This is a genomic window from Bilophila sp., assembly GCF_057864385.1.
This window is the reverse complement of the sequence record NZ_DBMAFI010000043.1, coordinates 15,366-29,761: the sequence shown is the minus strand read 5'-3', so window position 1 is coordinate 29,761 and position 14,396 is coordinate 15,366. Positions and strand designations below refer to the sequence as shown.

Below are 14,396 nucleotides of genomic sequence, written 5' to 3'. Positions count from 1 at the left end.
TTTTCCAAAAGGCTCCCTTCCCCCTCCCCAATAACCCACTTCCCAAAATTTTCGGATAAGAACTTTTTGTCCTTGTCTAAAGTTTCATATGTGAATATTCTATTGTAAACGGATGTCAAAGAGGCTATTTTCAGGAGCGACGCACTTCCGGGGCGACCCCGGAACAAATCCAGAAAGAACGGGAACATCCATGCAGGAACTTTCAGAATATACCAAACGGCACTGGGACGTCGTCGTCATCGGCGGCGGAGCCACGGGCGCGGGAACCTTGCGCGACCTCGCCATGCGCGGGGTCAAGGCGCTGCTGCTCGAACAGCGCGACCTCGTCCACGGCACAAGCTCCCGCTTCCACGGCCTGCTCCACAGCGGCGCGCGCTACGCGGTGAAAGACGCCGAGGCGGGCCGGGAATGTATTGAGGAAAACCGCATCCTCCGGCGCATCGGCAAGCACTGCGTCGAGGAAACCGAAGGCTTCTTCGTCCGCACGCCCGAAGACGGGGCCGAGTTTGAAGCCGCGTGGGTCACGGCCTGCGACAAGTGCGGGATCGAAGCCATCCCCATCTCCGTGAAGGAGGCCCGGACGCTCGAACCCAACCTTGCGGGCAATATCGTGTCCGTGTACCGCGTTCCCGACTCCGCCGTGGACGGCTTCCGCCTCGTCTGGCAGAACGTCCAGAACGCCGTCCGGCATGGCGCGGGCTTCCGCACCTATACGGAAGTCACCTCCATCAACAGCGCCAACGGGCAGGTCACGAGCGTAAGCGTGCGCGACTCCCGCACCGGGCAGACCGGGGAAATCCCCTGTAGTTTCGTGGTCAACGCCGCCGGGAGCTGGGTGGGCGAACTGGCCCATACCGCGGGGCTGGACATCAACGTCAAGCCCGACCGCGGGACGCTGGTGGCCTTCAACCACCGCTTCACCAGCCGCGTGATCAACCGGCTGCGCAAGGCGTCCGACGGCGACATCTTCGTGCCGCACGGCTCCATCACCATCCTCGGCACCACCTCCAAGAAGACCGACAAGCCCGACGATACCGTGCCGGATACCGCCGAAGTGCATGAGCTGCTCGACATAGGCCGCGTGCTTTTCCCGGAAATCGACAGCTACCGCATCCTCCGCACCTTCGCGGGGACGCGGCCCCTGTACACCGCCGACCCGTCCGCCGAAGGCCGGGGCGCTTCCCGCAATTTCGTAGTCCTCGACCATGAAAAGGAAGGGCTCAAGGGCATGGCGACCATCTGCGGCGGCAAGCTGACCACCTACCGCCTCATGGGTGAGCGCATGGCCGACCTCGTCTGCGCCAAGCTCGGCGTGACCGCACAGTGCCGTACCGCCGTGGAGCCGCTGGTGGAGGATACGCCCCCGGCCCTGCTGGAACGCGCGCGCAAGGTCTTCCCGGCTCAAGGCTTGGAACAGGCCGAATCCCGCCTTGGCGACAGTTTTGCCGCCACGGTGGAACGCCTTGAGGCCGCGCCGTGGAAAAAGGCGCTCTTGTGCGAATGCGAGCGCGTCACCATTGCGGAATTTGAACAGGTCGCCTCAGAGCCCACGTCCCATTCCCTTAATGACATCCGCCGCCGCACCCGTATGGGCATGGGTACTTGTCAGGGGAGCTTCTGCGGCTTGCGCGGCGTGGGCGCGGTGCTCGAAGCCAAGCTGCTGCCCGCCGGGATGCGGGCCTGCGGCACCGGCGAGTGCGACGCCCTCCCCTGCGGCGCGCCGGATCTGCTCCAGAGCTTCCAGCAGGAGCGCTGGTACGGCATCCGCCCGGTGCTGTGGGGCAGCGAATTGCGTGAAACCGAGCTGGCGCGCGGCATGTACGGCGCGACCCTCAACGTAGACGGAGCCGACGAATGATCAAGAGAACACCCTATGACGTCATGATCGCCGGGGGCGGCCTTTCCGGGCTGAGCGCGGCCCTGTTCGCGGCAAAGGCCGGGAAGCGCACGCTGCTCGTCACCAAGGGCTCCGGCGTGCTCGCCATCGGCGGCGGCACCATCGACGTGCTCGGCTACCGTTCCGACGGCACGCCCCTTACCTCGCCCTTTGACGGCTTCGGCAGCCTGTCCCCGCGCCATCCCTATGCCATCGTCGGTGAGGAAACCGTCAAAAAGGCGCTGTCCGGCTTCCTCGAATTCTGCGAAGAAGGCGGCTGCCCCTACCTCTGCAACAACGAACAAAATACCCGCGTGGTGACGGCCCTCGGCACGACCAAGCCGAGCTATCTTGTGCCGCATACCATGTCGATGCACGGCGTGGCCGAAGCGGGCAACATTTTCATCGCCGGGGTCGAGGGGCTCAAGGACTTCTCCCCGGCTTTGGTGGCGCAGGGCCTTATGACGCGCAAGGGGTACGCGGGGAAGAACATCGTGCCGGTCATCCTGCCGAGCCCGTTCCCGCTCCAGCGCGACCTCTCCACCCTCGATCTGGCCCGCTATCTGGATACGCCCGAAGGCATCCTCTGGCTGAGCATGAGCCTGAACAAATACATCGTGCGCGGCGTGCCCGGCGCGGTGTTCGTCCCGGCCATCCTCGGCACCGCCGCCAACAACGACGTGCACAACGCCGTCAGGGATCGCACGGGGCACATCGTCAACGAAATTTCCAGCCTGCCCCCTGCCGTAACGGGCCTGCGCCTGCACGCCCTGCTCCTGCGCCTGCTCAAGAAATACAATGTGGATCTCATCGAGCAGTCCACCATCACCGGGGCCGTGGTCGAAAACGGGCGCTGCGCCGCGCTGATCACAACCAACAACGGGCAGGAGCGCCGCTATGAGGCGCGTTCCTTCATCATCGCCACGGGCGGCGTGCTCAGCGAAGGGTTCGCCACCGAGCCCGAACGGGCATGGGAGCCGATCTTTAATATTGATCTGCCCCTGAACCCGTCGTCCCCGGAGTGGTCGCTGCCGGAAGCCTACCCTGCCTGCCGCCAGACGCCGGGGACGCCCCGCCCGTCGCACGGCTTCGCCCTGCTTGGCCCGGATGTGGACGCCAAGCTCCGCCCGCTCGGCAAGGACGGCAACCCGCTGTGCGACAACGTGTTCTTTATCGGCAAGACGCTCGGCGGCTACGATCACGCCGCGGAGAAGTCCGGCAACGGCGTCGCGCTGTCCACGGCCCTCTTTGCAGCCATGAACGCCTGAGGTGCGTATGAAACCTATTGAAACTGTTGATAAATGTACGACCTGCTCGACCTGCGTGGCCTATTGCCCCGTCACCAAGGCGACGCGGGCCTTCAAGGGGCCGAAGCTGACCGGGCCTTCGTCCGAGCGTTTCCGCCTGTATGACGAAACCGGCGGAGGCGAAATCTCGGAAATCGAGGCGCTGGACTATTGTTCCAACTGCAAGAACTGCGACATCGCCTGTCCGTCCGGGGTCAAGATTTCGACCCTCAACATGCTGGCCCGCGCGGAATACTGCAAGCGCCACAAGCCGCCCCTGCGCGACTGGGTACTCTCCCACGGGCGTATGCTCGGCAGGCTGGCCCGCCGTTTTCCGGGCTGGCTGGTCAATGTCGGCTCCACCAACGCGCTGACCCGGCTCATCCTCGACAAGTTCGGCGTGGACGCCCGCGCGCCCATGCCCGTGTTCGTGCCCCGGAGCTTCACGGAATGGATGGGCGACCACAACGCGATGCTGACGGCCTCGGATCGCAGCCGCCTCACCAAGAAGGCGGTCTTCTTCCCCGGCTGTTACGTAAACGACTACGACCCGCAGACGGGCAAGGATCTCGTCTTCATGCTGGAAAAGGCGGGGTATGAGGTCATCGTGCCCGACTTCGAGTGCTGCGGGTTGCCGATGGTGGCGAACGGCTTCTTCGACGACGCCCGCGCCGCCGCGAGCCGGAACGTGGACACGCTCGCCGCGCTCGTTTCGTCCGGCGACGTGCCCGTTTTGACGGTCTGCCCGAGCTGCCAGCTCATGCTCAAGCAGGAGTATGCCGAGTATTTCCCGGAACTCGGCAAGCATGGGGCCATTGTCCCCCATGTGCAGGACGCCTGTGAGTTCCTCATCGGCCTCATCGAGTCCGGCGAGCTCGACATCGACGTACGCGAAGACGCCACGAAGCTGGTGTACCATGCCCCCTGCCACCTGCGCGCGCAGGGCATCGGCAAGCCGGGCCTTGATCTGCTCCGCATGGCTTCCGCCAACGTCGAGGACGCCCGTTCCGGCTGCTGCGGCATTTCCGGCAGTTACGGCTTCAAGAAGGAAAAGTACGACGTGGCGGCCTCGGTCGGTTCCGATCTCTTCAAGGCCGTCAAGGACAGTGCCGCCGAGTATTGCGTTACCGAGTGCGGCACCTGCCGCCTTCAGATTTCGCACCACACGAAGCTCCCGTCCATGCATCCGATCTCATGGTTGAGGAAGCTGGTGAAGTAGGAAAGAGTTGGAGGGGGGAAGGGGAACCTTTCTGAAGAAAGGCTTCCCCTTCCCCCCTCCAAACCTCCCCCTTTCCCCTCCCAAGACTTTCGACGTTATCGAATCCCTGTTCGCGGCCGTTCTTTTGCTGTCGGCTGTGTCATAGAAAACGGCTGATGTTTTTTCTTTGAAGTTCCAAAGGAATAACCGGCAAAATGCCTTAGGCTCGGACTCAGCCAAGGGGAAGGCCGGGGGAAAAGGCTGTATTTTTCACTGTGTTGTGGAGATGAAACAGCCACATGCCATGACAGGGCCTTTCTGCCTCCTCTCGAACGATGTTGGGTGATTGTTTCGTCTGCGGCATCGCTTCGGCAGGAGGCTTTTTTATGGATTCCCCCAAGTGTAGGGGGAACGGTGTGAAAGTTTGTTCGGCTGGGTTTATTATTCCCGGCCTTGGCGTATCTTGCTTTTCAAGTCCGTTTAGCAGTTTATTTTCCTATTATTTCTAGTGCGAAGGGCTGCGTAATGGAGGGGAAGAGGGCGTGGAAAAAGTACATTGGCGTTTTTTAGAAGGCCGTGTCATAGGAAACGGTTGATGCTTTATTTCTTGAAGCTCTAAAGGGATAGCCAATAACATGCCCTCAACCTTTGAGTTTATCAGCGAAAAATTAGATAACAACACGCATTTTCAGCATATTACAGGGATAAAACAACCAAATGCCATAACAGAGCCTTTTAGGTTGTGTCGTTATTTTTATATATAATTATTTGAAATTATTAAAACAATATTTTCATGATTTAAAAATAGTTAAATAGTTTCAATAAATTATATCTAATTGGCGACACGACCTAGAAAAGGCTTTGCCATAAAAAATGGCTGATGCTTTTTCCTTGAAGATCCAAAGGGATAACCGGAAAAATGCCTTATCAGTGAATCCAGCCAAGGGGAAAACCGGAGAAAAAGGCTGTATTTTCACCGCACTGTGGAGATAAAACAACCATAAACGATAACAGAGCCTTTCTCTTTATCAACCGTAAACTTGAACAGAGCCTTTAGAAAAACATCAATTTTGATTGTTGGTTTAAGGTGTTAGGAAAAGGCCGGGCTCTGAGGATGTTGTAAATGGCTTCCGGCGGCAGGTATGGGCCTGATGCGTCGGTAAATTTGCAGGATTGATTGGGAAATTCTATTGTTCGGTGAGCAGCTTTTTTAAATGGATTGTCCCTGTCATAGGACATGGTTGTTTTATTTCCACAATATACTGAAAGTACAGACTTTTTATCCTTTTTTTCGCTGATGGGCTCCATGATTGGGGCATTTTATGAGCTATTCCTTTTGAATTTCAAGAAATAAAGCATCAGCCGTTTCCTATGGCACAGCTCAAAAGAAGAGGCGATTCCTTGAGGAGCCGCCTCTTCTTTCTGATTTATAGTTGAAACGTGGATATGGGATCAGTTCGCCTGAGTGCAGTCGGGGATGCTGATATTGGCATTGGCAAGGGCAACAGCAGTTGCATTCGCTCCGGGAGGCGTGGCATCAGTAACCGAATAAACACTATCTTTTTTAGTCCCTAACGTCAGCTTCCAGCCTCCCAAATCGGCAGGGCTTGTTGCCAATGCCTCCGCAAGGCCTTGCGCCGCAGTACAAGACTTTCCCGCCAAAAGCTCCTGTCCGAATTTCAGGTTCACGCGGGCCTGCACTTCAGAAACAACGGCCATCGCAGCTTTTTTCTGCGCATCCTGCTGCAAGTCATAATACTTCGGAACGGCCACAGCGGCGAGAATGCCGAGGATGACCAAGACGGAAATGATTTCAATGAGCGTAAAGCCCTGCTGTCCCCTGTCCCTTCGCATTGCATACCTCCATCCACAAATGTTAAAATCATCTTAAATCTGAGCGGGAAAAATCATATCTATAAGGTTTGATGCAGAAACGTTTCCATCTATAGGGTGCTTCATGATTCAAGTAAAGGCTTTTGAAAACCATATATGGCATTATTTGAAGAATACCAGATCAACTTTCAAGAACGACATTATAAAAATTAAAATATATCAAATAAAACAATATATAAAAAGAACATATCTCTATTTAATAATAGAGAGTCATACAAAGCGAATTAAACAAATAAATATAATAAATATATTTCATAAGATAAAAATATACCTCATAAAATATTTATACTTTTTTAAAATCACTCAAAATCAATATACTCTTTGTATAAAAATAATAAGGGAGCATTTCTACAAATGCTCCCTTCCTTATCCGTTTTTTGAGGAAACGGCCTTTCCCGCTCTAGGGATATTTTCACTGTTCAATTGATAAATAAAAACAATCAATAAAAAGAATAGGCTATCAATACGGATAGCTTCGGGAAGAAGGGGAAGGGGCTTCGGGTGCCCCCATTTTCAACACGGCCCTTCCTCTCTGTATTTCACCTATAGGAACAGCATCGCCGCATGCCGCACGGCGACGGCGGCCCCGAACGCGATCAGCGTGTTGAACACCATACTGAACACGGGCCAGCCCCACGAGCCGGTTTCCTGCCGGATAGCGGCGACAGTCACCAGACAGGGCGCGTAGAGCAGCACAAACACCAGCAGGGCCAAGGCGGTGGCGGGCGTCCAGCGCCCATCGTTACGGATCTGCTGTGCCAGCGGCGTAGGCTCCTCCGGATCGACGTCGCCGAGGGAATAGGCCGTGCCGAGCGTGGCGACGATCACTTCCTTCGCCGCGAAGCCGCCCACCAGTGCGATGTCCGTGCGCCAATCGAACCCGGCGGGACGCGTCAAAGGCTCAAGGGCCATGCCGAGGCGTCCGGCGAACGAATGCTTGAGCGCCTGTTCCGCGCGCTCACCGTGCAGGGCCGCAAGCTGCCCTTCGAGGGAGGCCACATCGCCGCCCGAAGCCTTCGCCTCCTCAAGGTTCGCCTCAATGGTCTGCTGCCTGCCCGCGAAGTGCGCCCGCGTATCCAGCGGCAGCCGCGGATATGCCATAGCCGCCCACAGGATGATGGAAATGGCGAGGATGACCGTACCGGCCTTCTTCAGATACTCGAATGTGCGCTCGCCCGTGTGGATCGCCAGCCCCAACATCGTGGGCAGGCGATAGGGAGGGAGCTCCATAACAAACGGCGTGGACGGCCCGCGTATGATCGTCGAACGCAGCAGCCGCGCCGTGAGCAGGGCCACCACCCAGCCGGTGAGCGTCAGGCCGAACATGACCGCCGCCTCATGACCAGGGAAAAAGACGCCGGAAAAAAGGATGAAGACCGGCAGCTTGGCTCCACAGGCCATGAAAGGCACGGTCAACAGCGTCGCGATTTTTTCGCGGGGGCTCCGCAGGGTGCGGGCCGCCAGCACGCCGGGCACGGCACAGCCGCCGGCAATGCCCCCGCCAACGATGAACGGCATCACCGAACAGCCATGCAGCCCGAAAATACGGAAAATGCGGTCGAGCATGTAGGCCATGCGCGCCATGTACCCGGTATCTTCAAGAAAGGCGATTTGAAGGAATATCAGCATGATGAGCGGGACAAAGCTCATGACGCCGCCCACGCCGTCGATGATGCCCGAAAGCACCAGCGACTTGAGCTGTCCGTCGGGGAGCACGGCGTCCGCGCCTTCCCGCAGCAGGGCAAAACCCTGCTCCACCCAGCCCATCGGGATCTCCCCAATGGTGAAGGTAATGGTATACAGCAGATAAAGCACGCCGAGCATGATCGCCGGGCCCATGAACGGATGCGTCAGCACCTTGTCCATTCGATCCGAGAACTGGATGCGCGCGTGCATGTCTTGAAGCCGGATCAGCACCCCGTCCCGCAACAGCGAGGAAATGAACCCGTAGCGGTAATCCGCGATGACGGCTTCGGGCCACGTATTCAGCGTATCCCGCAAATGCCGCGCCACCCCATCCACCTGCCGCTCCAGATCGGCGGCAAGCTCCGGGGCTTCTGCGCGGCTGCGGGTGAGGATTTCCTCGTCCTGCTCCAGCAGCTTGAGCGCGACCCACCGCGCCGGGTATTCCGAGGCCAGCAGCCCGGCCTCGGCAATGGCGGCTTCCATATCCCGCAGCACGGGATCAAGGTCGGGCCCATACGAAATATGCAGCGGCTTCCACGGCTCGCCGCGCTTGGTTTCGACGTAGGCTTCCGTCGCCTTCAAGAGTTCGGGCAGCCCTTCGCCCGTGCGGGCCACGGTCGCCATGACCGGGAAGCCCAGACGCTGCGACAGGCGCTCCATATCAATGGTCATGCCCTGCTTGGCGGCCTCGTCCATCATGTTCAGGGCCAGCACCACGGGCACGCCGAGCTCCAAGAGCTGGATGGTCAGGTAGAGGTTGCGTTCCAGCGCGCCCGCATTAAGCACGTCGATGACCACGTCGGGCCGTTCCTGCGCCAGCACATGCCGGGCGACCGTCTCCTCCTGCGTGTAGGCGGTCAGGGAATACGTCCCCGGCAGGTCGATAAAGCGCACATTCCGCCCGGAAGGCATCTTGATGAAGCCTTCCTTCTTTTCCACGGTAATGCCGGGATAATTGCCCACATGCTGGTGCGAGCCGGTCAGCGCGTTGAAGGCCGTCGTCTTGCCCGAATTCGGGTTGCCCGCGAGGGCTATGGTAAGCTGCGGCTCCATGAGGCCTCAGCCCGCCTGTTCCAACGGTTCGACGACGATATAGTCGGCTTCGTTGTTCCTGAGGCTGAGCGTGAACCCCGGCAGGCGCAGGGCCACAGGATCGCGCAGCGGGGCGCGCCCCACCACCTCCACTTCCGCGCCGGGGATGAGCCCCATGTCCCGGATGCGCCGCCCCAGCTCGCCGCTGGCCTGCACATGGGCGATGCGGGCTTTCTGCCCCTCCTTCATCCTGCGCAGGGAAATGAGCCCGGCGTCCTGCATCTCCTTGGAAATGGGACAGCCTTCGCCGCCGCACGAACGGGCTTCGGCGCAATCATGCTCCCCACGCTTTCTATGGCAAAATCCAAACATACTGTCCCCCGGCTTCAGCTTTATCGTCACATCCGGCACCGCCCCTCTGGGAAGGCGCATCCCCGGCCCCGGCGGGCCCCGTGGCAGCCGGCGCAGCCGCCGCTGCATACCGGACGTTTCATGGCATTGATCCTGCGGCATACGAGCCACGCCGCAGCGATGATCGACACGGCGAGCAGGGATTCCCACGAAAAAACGCTTCCAGCGGCGAAAACAGGTTCCGCGTCCATGCCTCCTCCCTGATGATGCCGATTTGATCTGCCCTTTCTATAGTTTTTTGAAAATAAATGTCAATTTAGGCATGAGAACATTTTGCCCGGCATCCCCGGTTTCTTGCCCTTACCCCGCATCTCGTCTATACTTTTTTTATTCACAACTTTCTTCGGAGCGTCCCCATGTCCCTTTCCGCAAGCGCACCTTCCCCAATCCCAGCCACCTCCGCCCCGCTGCTGCAGGCGGAAGGCGTCACCGTGCGGTTCGACGCCTGCGAACGCCCGTTCGACGTGGTGCGCGACGTGTCGTTTACGCTGCATCCGGGGCGCACGCTCTGCCTCGTGGGGGAATCCGGCTGCGGCAAGAGCATGACGGCGCTGTCCCTGCTCCGCCTCATCCCCGAACCGGGGCGCCTCGCCGCCGGGCGTATCCTCTTTGAGGGCCGCGACCTTGCCGGATTGCCCGAATCCGAGATGGAACGCGTGCGGGGGCGCGACATCGGCATGATCTTTCAGGAACCCATGACCTCGCTCAATCCGGTCATCCGGGTTGGGGAACAGGTCGCGGAGCCGCTCATGCGCCACCTGCGCCTGTCAAAGAAGGCCGCGCTCGCCGAAGCCGTGGAACTGTTCCGGCTGGTCGGCATACCCGCGCCGGACATGCGCGTCCGCGACTACCCGCACCAGCTTTCCGGCGGCATGCGCCAGCGCGTCATGATCGCCACGGCGCTGGCCTGCAAGCCCCGCCTCCTGCTCGCCGACGAACCCACCACAGCCCTCGACGTGACCATACAAGGCCAGATACTCGCCCTGCTCGGCGATCTTTCCCGCGAACGCGGCATGGGGCTCCTGCTCATCACCCACGATCTCGGCGTGGTGGCGGAAATGGCCGACGAAGTGGGCGTCATGTACGCCGGGCGCATCGTGGAACGCGCGCCCGTGCGGGCCCTGTTCGCCGAACCGCTCCACCCTTACACGCGGGGCCTCATCCGCTCCGCGCCGACGCTCGACACGCCCCCGTCGGCGAAGCTGGACGCCATCCCCGGCACGGTGCCCTCGCCCGGCGCTCTCCCGCAGGGATGCCCCTTCCGGCCGCGCTGCCCGGAAGCGCATGGGCGCTGTTTCAAGACGCCGCCCACCGTCGAATCCGCCGGGCCAGACGGCGTCCGGGAAGTCTGCTGCTGGCTTGCCGAAGCAAGGTAAGTGTTGCCGAATGCGGGTTCAGTCCTATATAGAGTGTTGGCAGATGCGTCACGGAGACGGCGCGCTGCCGAATATGATCATTAAGGAGCTAGCATGACCGATACACGTGATCCCCAGAACGAAAAAGAACAGAACGGCGCCACCGAAGAAAACCTTACGGAACCCGCGCAGGCCCCTGAAAAAACGCTTGAGGAGCAGTGCCGCGAAGAAATTTGCCCCACGTGCACGGTCAAGGCCGAAGCGGATGAGACCAGACTGCGCGCCCTCGCGGAAATGGAAAATTTCAAGAAACGCATCCAGCGCGACCATGACGAGTACATGCGCTACGCCAGCGAACCGGTGCTTAAGGATCTCCTGCCCGCGCTGGACAGCCTTGATCTCGCCATCCAGTACGGCGGCAACGACGAAACCTGTAAAAGCCTGCTCACCGGCGTGATCATGACCCGCAAGCTGCTCCTTGACGCGCTCAAGAACCACGGCTTCGACGTTGCCGGGGAAGTGGGCGAATCTTTCAACCCCGATATCCATGACGCCGTTTCCTATGAAGAACGGGATGACATGGAGCCCGGCCTGGTCAGCACCCTGCACCAGCGCGGCTACCGCCTGAAAGACCGCCTGCTGCGTCCCGCCAAAGTATCCGTCAGCCGCAAGCCCGCCTGACGATGGCAGCCGAACCGACGACAAGAAGCAGGGCGTCCGCCCCTCTCGGAGGCGCATTGCGCGCCGAGAGCTCGGAGGGCGTCCTGCGCGTCATTTTCAGCGGCGAATGGAAACGGGAGCTGCTTGGGCCGGACTTTTTTCAGGAGCGCGACGAAGCGCTGCGTGAGGCGGAAAGGCTCCTGAAGGAGGCCCGCAGCGTCGAACTCCTCGGCGAGGATCTCGGCGAATGGGACAGCGGCGTGCTCGTGGTCACCACCCGGCTCGTCACCCTCGCCGGAGAGCGCAACATCCCGCTTGATGACGCCCGCCTCCCCGAAGGCATCCGCAACCTGACCAAGCTGGCCCTCGCGGTTCCCCCGAACACCGCCGCGCAGCGTAAGGCCCAAAAGACGGGCTTCCTCGAACGGGTCGGCGGCTTTGCGCTGGCCGTCCCCAACATGGCCCGCGATATTTTCGATTTCATCGGCGAGCTTGTCCTCAGCGCCGGAAGGCTGTTCCGGGGCCGCTCCTCCTGCACGTCGGCCAATGTCTGGCTCGCCGTTCAGGAAAGCGGCGTGGAGGCCCTGCCCATCGTTTCGCTGATCAGCCTGCTCGTGGGCCTGATCCTCGCCTTCGTCGGCGTGATCCAGCTCAAGATGTTCGGTGCGGAAATCTACGTTTCCAGCCTCGTCGCCGTGAGCATGACCCGCATCATGGGCGCGATCATGACCGGCATCATCATCGCGGGCCGTACCGGGGCCTCCTATGCCGCCGTCATCGGGACCATGCAGGTCAATGAGGAAATCGACGCCCTCACCACGCTCGGCGTGGCCCCTTCCGACTACCTCATCATGCCCCGCATCCTCGCCCTCACCGCCATGACGCCGCTGCTCGTGCTCTACTCCGACTTCATGGGCATCATGGGCGGCTTCATCGTCGGCGCCGGGATACTCGGCCTTGATCCTATGGAATACTACACATTTACCCAGAAAGGGTTCAACATCAACAACCTCTGGGTGGGTATGACGCACGGCGCGGTTTACGGCATGCTCATCGCCATAACCGGCTGTTATCAGGGCCTGCGCTGCGGCCGCAACGCCGAAGCCGTCGGCAAGGCGACCACCTCGGCCGTGGTCTACTCCATCGTGGGCATCGTGCTGTCCACGGCTGTCCTCACCATCCTCTTCAATATTTTGAACATATGAATACCTCCACACCCATCATCGAAGCGCGGGATCTTACGGTCGGCTACGGCAGCTACGTCGTGCAAAGGGATCTCAACTTCACGATAAACCGTCAGGACGTATTCATCATCATGGGGCCGAGCGGATGCGGCAAAAGCACGCTCCTGCGCGTCCTTGTGGGCCTGCTCCAGCCTGCAAAGGGGCAAGTGCTCTATAAAGGGCAAGACTTTTGGGCCGGAACCGAAAGCGAACGCCAAAAGCTCCTCAGCGGCGTGGGCCTGCTCTTCCAGAGCGGCGCGCTGTGGAGCTCCATGACCCTCGCCGAGAATGTGGCCCTGCCCTTGCAGCGCTATACGAAACTTTCCCCCGCCGAAATCAGGGAACTGACTTCCCTCAAGCTCGCGCTCGTCGGCCTTGCCGGGTTCGAGGGCTATTACCCGTCCGAAATCAGCGGCGGCATGCGCAAACGCGCCGGTCTCGCCCGCGCGCTGGCGATGGACCCCGAAATCGTTTTCTTTGACGAACCTTCGGCCGGGCTCGACCCGGTCAGCGCCGCCCTGCTGGACGAGCTTATCCTTGAACTCAAGGAAAACATGGGCATGACCGTCGTAGTCGTCACCCACGATCTGGACAGCATCTTTACCATCGGCAACAACAGCGTATTCCTTGATGCGGCGACCCACACCATGATCACGGGCGGCGATCCCCATGCCCTGCGCTGCGATCCGGCGCATCCCGACATCGTCCGCTTCCTGAACCGCGGCAAAACCGGCTCCTGCCCCACCCCCTCCAAAGGATACCGCTCATGAGCAAGCCAGCCAATAAAACCCTCATCGGCGCCTTCGTCGTCGGGGCCACGGCCCTTCTTCTGCTCGCCATCGCCGTTTTCGGCTCCGGCAAGCTGTTCCAAACGACGAGCCGCTACGTGCTCTTTTTCGACGGCTCCATCAGCGGGCTTTCCGTTGGGTCGCCCGTCCTGTTCCGCGGCGTCCCGGTGGGCCGCGTCGTCGAAATCCGGCTCACGGGCAACCTTGACAATCTGGTGTTCCAGACCCCCGTATTCATTGAGCTGAACAAAAAGGACGAAGGGCGCTTCTCCATCTCCGACGGCGACATCTCCAGAAAGGAATACCTTGACCGTTTGGTCAGCCACGGCCTGCGGGCAACGCTGGCGACCCAGAGCCTGCTCACCGGCCAGCTTATGATCGAGATGGATTTCTATCCCAGAAACCAGATCCCCTATCCCATCAAGGAAGTCAAAGAGTACGACGACGTACCCGAAATTCCGACCATACCGTCGCAGCTCGACAACATCCTGCAAACGCTTACGACGCTGCCGTATGACGAAATCACCTCGAACCTCCTTGAGATTACGGAAGGCGTCAAAAAAATCTTGGGCAACTCCAACACGACGCAACTGGTCGGCCATATCGACGGGCTGGTGCTCCAGCTTCAGGAAGTCGGCACCAGCCTCGACAAGACGCTGGCGAGCATCCGCGGACTTGCCGATCCCTATACGAAGCTGGCGCGGGATACGGATAAACGGCTGTCCGCAGCGCTGGAGCAGGCGTCACGGGTTCTGAACCGCATCGAAAACGTCGCCAAGGAAACGGAACTGACCGTCGTTTCCGCCCGCGGCGTGGTCGGCAAGAACAGCACGACCGTCATCGAGCTCAATCAGGCCATCCGCGAAATCACCAAAGCGGCCCGGGCCGTCCGCGTGTTCGCCAACACGCTTGAGCGCAACCCTGAATCCGTATTGCGCGGGAAAGTGCGGTAAAAGCACTGCAAAGGAGGGATGGGCCCCTTTCCCAC

Annotated in this window: 13 protein-coding genes; 8 read left to right on the top strand and 5 right to left on the bottom strand. The window is 59.9% G+C overall.

What is annotated here, in order from left to right; all coding sequences use genetic code 11:
• The first annotated feature begins 190 nt into the window (after positions 1–190).
• The 3 genes from glpA to ACZM8Y_RS12820 are packed head-to-tail and all read left to right on the top strand — an operon-like array spanning position 191 to position 4,381.
• A complete protein-coding gene (gene glpA / locus ACZM8Y_RS12830; protein ID WP_479859700.1) occupies positions 191–1,858 on the top strand; it encodes an anaerobic glycerol-3-phosphate dehydrogenase subunit GlpA in 1,668 nt (555 codons plus the stop codon).
• The gene (glpB, locus tag ACZM8Y_RS12825; RefSeq protein WP_479859701.1) at positions 1,855–3,144 is read left to right on the top strand and encodes an anaerobic glycerol-3-phosphate dehydrogenase subunit GlpB; all 1,290 of its coding nucleotides are present in this window, start codon (positions 1,855–1,857) and stop codon (positions 3,142–3,144) included. Before glpA ends, glpB begins: the two co-directional genes overlap by 4 nt.
• Positions 3,145–3,151: 7 nt before the next feature.
• On the top strand, positions 3,152–4,381 hold the full coding sequence (locus ACZM8Y_RS12820; protein WP_302553431.1) for an anaerobic glycerol-3-phosphate dehydrogenase subunit C: 1,230 nt from the start codon (positions 3,152–3,154) through the stop codon (positions 4,379–4,381).
• A gap of 1,032 nt (positions 4,382–5,413) precedes the next feature.
• Here ACZM8Y_RS12820 and ACZM8Y_RS12815 read toward each other — a convergent pair.
• The 5 genes from ACZM8Y_RS12815 to ACZM8Y_RS12795 all read right to left on the bottom strand — a co-directional run bounded on the left by ACZM8Y_RS12815 (position 5,414) and on the right by ACZM8Y_RS12795 (position 9,573).
• Entirely contained in the window at positions 5,414–5,668 is a 255-nt protein-coding gene (locus ACZM8Y_RS12815) for a hypothetical protein (protein ID WP_487480027.1), read from the bottom strand.
• Positions 5,669–5,812: 144 nt separating this feature from the next.
• The gene (locus ACZM8Y_RS12810) at positions 5,813–6,214 is read right to left on the bottom strand and encodes a type IV pilin protein (protein ID WP_482330249.1); all 402 of its coding nucleotides are present in this window, start codon (positions 6,212–6,214) and stop codon (positions 5,813–5,815) included.
• A 582-nt stretch (positions 6,215–6,796) separates the two neighbouring features.
• Positions 6,797–8,992 carry a ferrous iron transport protein B gene (feoB, locus tag ACZM8Y_RS12805; protein ID WP_482330247.1) on the bottom strand — a complete coding sequence of 732 codons (2,196 nt, stop codon included), beginning with the start codon at positions 8,990–8,992 and terminating at the stop codon, positions 6,797–6,799.
• Between the two features lie 6 nt (positions 8,993–8,998).
• Entirely contained in the window at positions 8,999–9,253 is a 255-nt protein-coding gene (locus ACZM8Y_RS12800) for a FeoA family protein (RefSeq protein WP_302553434.1), read from the bottom strand.
• A gap of 116 nt (positions 9,254–9,369) precedes the next feature.
• Complete coding sequence (locus ACZM8Y_RS12795; protein ID WP_482330245.1) at positions 9,370–9,573, bottom strand: hypothetical protein; 204 nt, start codon at positions 9,571–9,573, stop codon at positions 9,370–9,372.
• Positions 9,574–9,738: 165 nt separating this feature from the next.
• Between ACZM8Y_RS12795 and ACZM8Y_RS12790 the strand changes: the two genes are divergently transcribed.
• The 5 genes from ACZM8Y_RS12790 to ACZM8Y_RS12770 all read left to right on the top strand — a co-directional run bounded on the left by ACZM8Y_RS12790 (position 9,739) and on the right by ACZM8Y_RS12770 (position 14,361).
• Entirely contained in the window at positions 9,739–10,758 is a 1,020-nt protein-coding gene (locus tag ACZM8Y_RS12790) for an ABC transporter ATP-binding protein (RefSeq protein ID WP_302553427.1), read from the top strand.
• Between the two features lie 93 nt (positions 10,759–10,851).
• Positions 10,852–11,418 (top strand): nucleotide exchange factor GrpE, encoded by a 567-nt coding sequence (gene grpE, locus ACZM8Y_RS12785; protein WP_302553426.1) that lies wholly within the window; start codon positions 10,852–10,854, stop codon positions 11,416–11,418.
• A 2-nt stretch (positions 11,419–11,420) separates the two neighbouring features.
• The gene (locus tag ACZM8Y_RS12780) at positions 11,421–12,602 is read left to right on the top strand and encodes an MlaE family ABC transporter permease (RefSeq protein WP_486850821.1); all 1,182 of its coding nucleotides are present in this window, start codon (positions 11,421–11,423) and stop codon (positions 12,600–12,602) included.
• The gene (locus tag ACZM8Y_RS12775) at positions 12,599–13,390 is read left to right on the top strand and encodes an ABC transporter ATP-binding protein (protein ID WP_302553423.1); all 792 of its coding nucleotides are present in this window, start codon (positions 12,599–12,601) and stop codon (positions 13,388–13,390) included. The genes ACZM8Y_RS12780 and ACZM8Y_RS12775 overlap by 4 nt, the downstream gene beginning before the upstream one ends.
• Positions 13,387–14,361: an MlaD family protein gene (locus ACZM8Y_RS12770; protein WP_479859000.1), complete on the top strand. Its 975-nt coding sequence runs from the start codon at positions 13,387–13,389 to the stop codon at positions 14,359–14,361. Before ACZM8Y_RS12775 ends, ACZM8Y_RS12770 begins: the two co-directional genes overlap by 4 nt.
• Positions 14,362–14,396: the final 35 nt, after the last annotated feature.

Coding starts and splice junctions, on each gene's coding strand:
- glpA (WP_479859700.1), top strand. CDS start 191: ATGCAGGAACTTTCAGAATATACCAAACGGCACTGGGACGTCGTCGTC.
- glpB (WP_479859701.1), top strand. CDS start 1,855: ATGATCAAGAGAACACCCTATGACGTCATGATCGCCGGGGGCGGCCTT.
- ACZM8Y_RS12820 (WP_302553431.1), top strand. CDS start 3,152: ATGAAACCTATTGAAACTGTTGATAAATGTACGACCTGCTCGACCTGC.
- ACZM8Y_RS12815 (WP_487480027.1), bottom strand. CDS start 5,668: ATGGAGCCCATCAGCGAAAAAAAGGATAAAAAGTCTGTACTTTCAGTA.
- ACZM8Y_RS12810 (WP_482330249.1), bottom strand. CDS start 6,214: ATGCGAAGGGACAGGGGACAGCAGGGCTTTACGCTCATTGAAATCATT.
- feoB (WP_482330247.1), bottom strand. CDS start 8,992: ATGGAGCCGCAGCTTACCATAGCCCTCGCGGGCAACCCGAATTCGGGC.
- ACZM8Y_RS12800 (WP_302553434.1), bottom strand. CDS start 9,253: ATGCAGGACGCCGGGCTCATTTCCCTGCGCAGGATGAAGGAGGGGCAG.
- ACZM8Y_RS12795 (WP_482330245.1), bottom strand. CDS start 9,573: ATGGACGCGGAACCTGTTTTCGCCGCTGGAAGCGTTTTTTCGTGGGAA.
- ACZM8Y_RS12790 (WP_302553427.1), top strand. CDS start 9,739: ATGTCCCTTTCCGCAAGCGCACCTTCCCCAATCCCAGCCACCTCCGCC.
- grpE (WP_302553426.1), top strand. CDS start 10,852: ATGACCGATACACGTGATCCCCAGAACGAAAAAGAACAGAACGGCGCC.
- ACZM8Y_RS12780 (WP_486850821.1), top strand. CDS start 11,421: ATGGCAGCCGAACCGACGACAAGAAGCAGGGCGTCCGCCCCTCTCGGA.
- ACZM8Y_RS12775 (WP_302553423.1), top strand. CDS start 12,599: ATGAATACCTCCACACCCATCATCGAAGCGCGGGATCTTACGGTCGGC.
- ACZM8Y_RS12770 (WP_479859000.1), top strand. CDS start 13,387: ATGAGCAAGCCAGCCAATAAAACCCTCATCGGCGCCTTCGTCGTCGGG.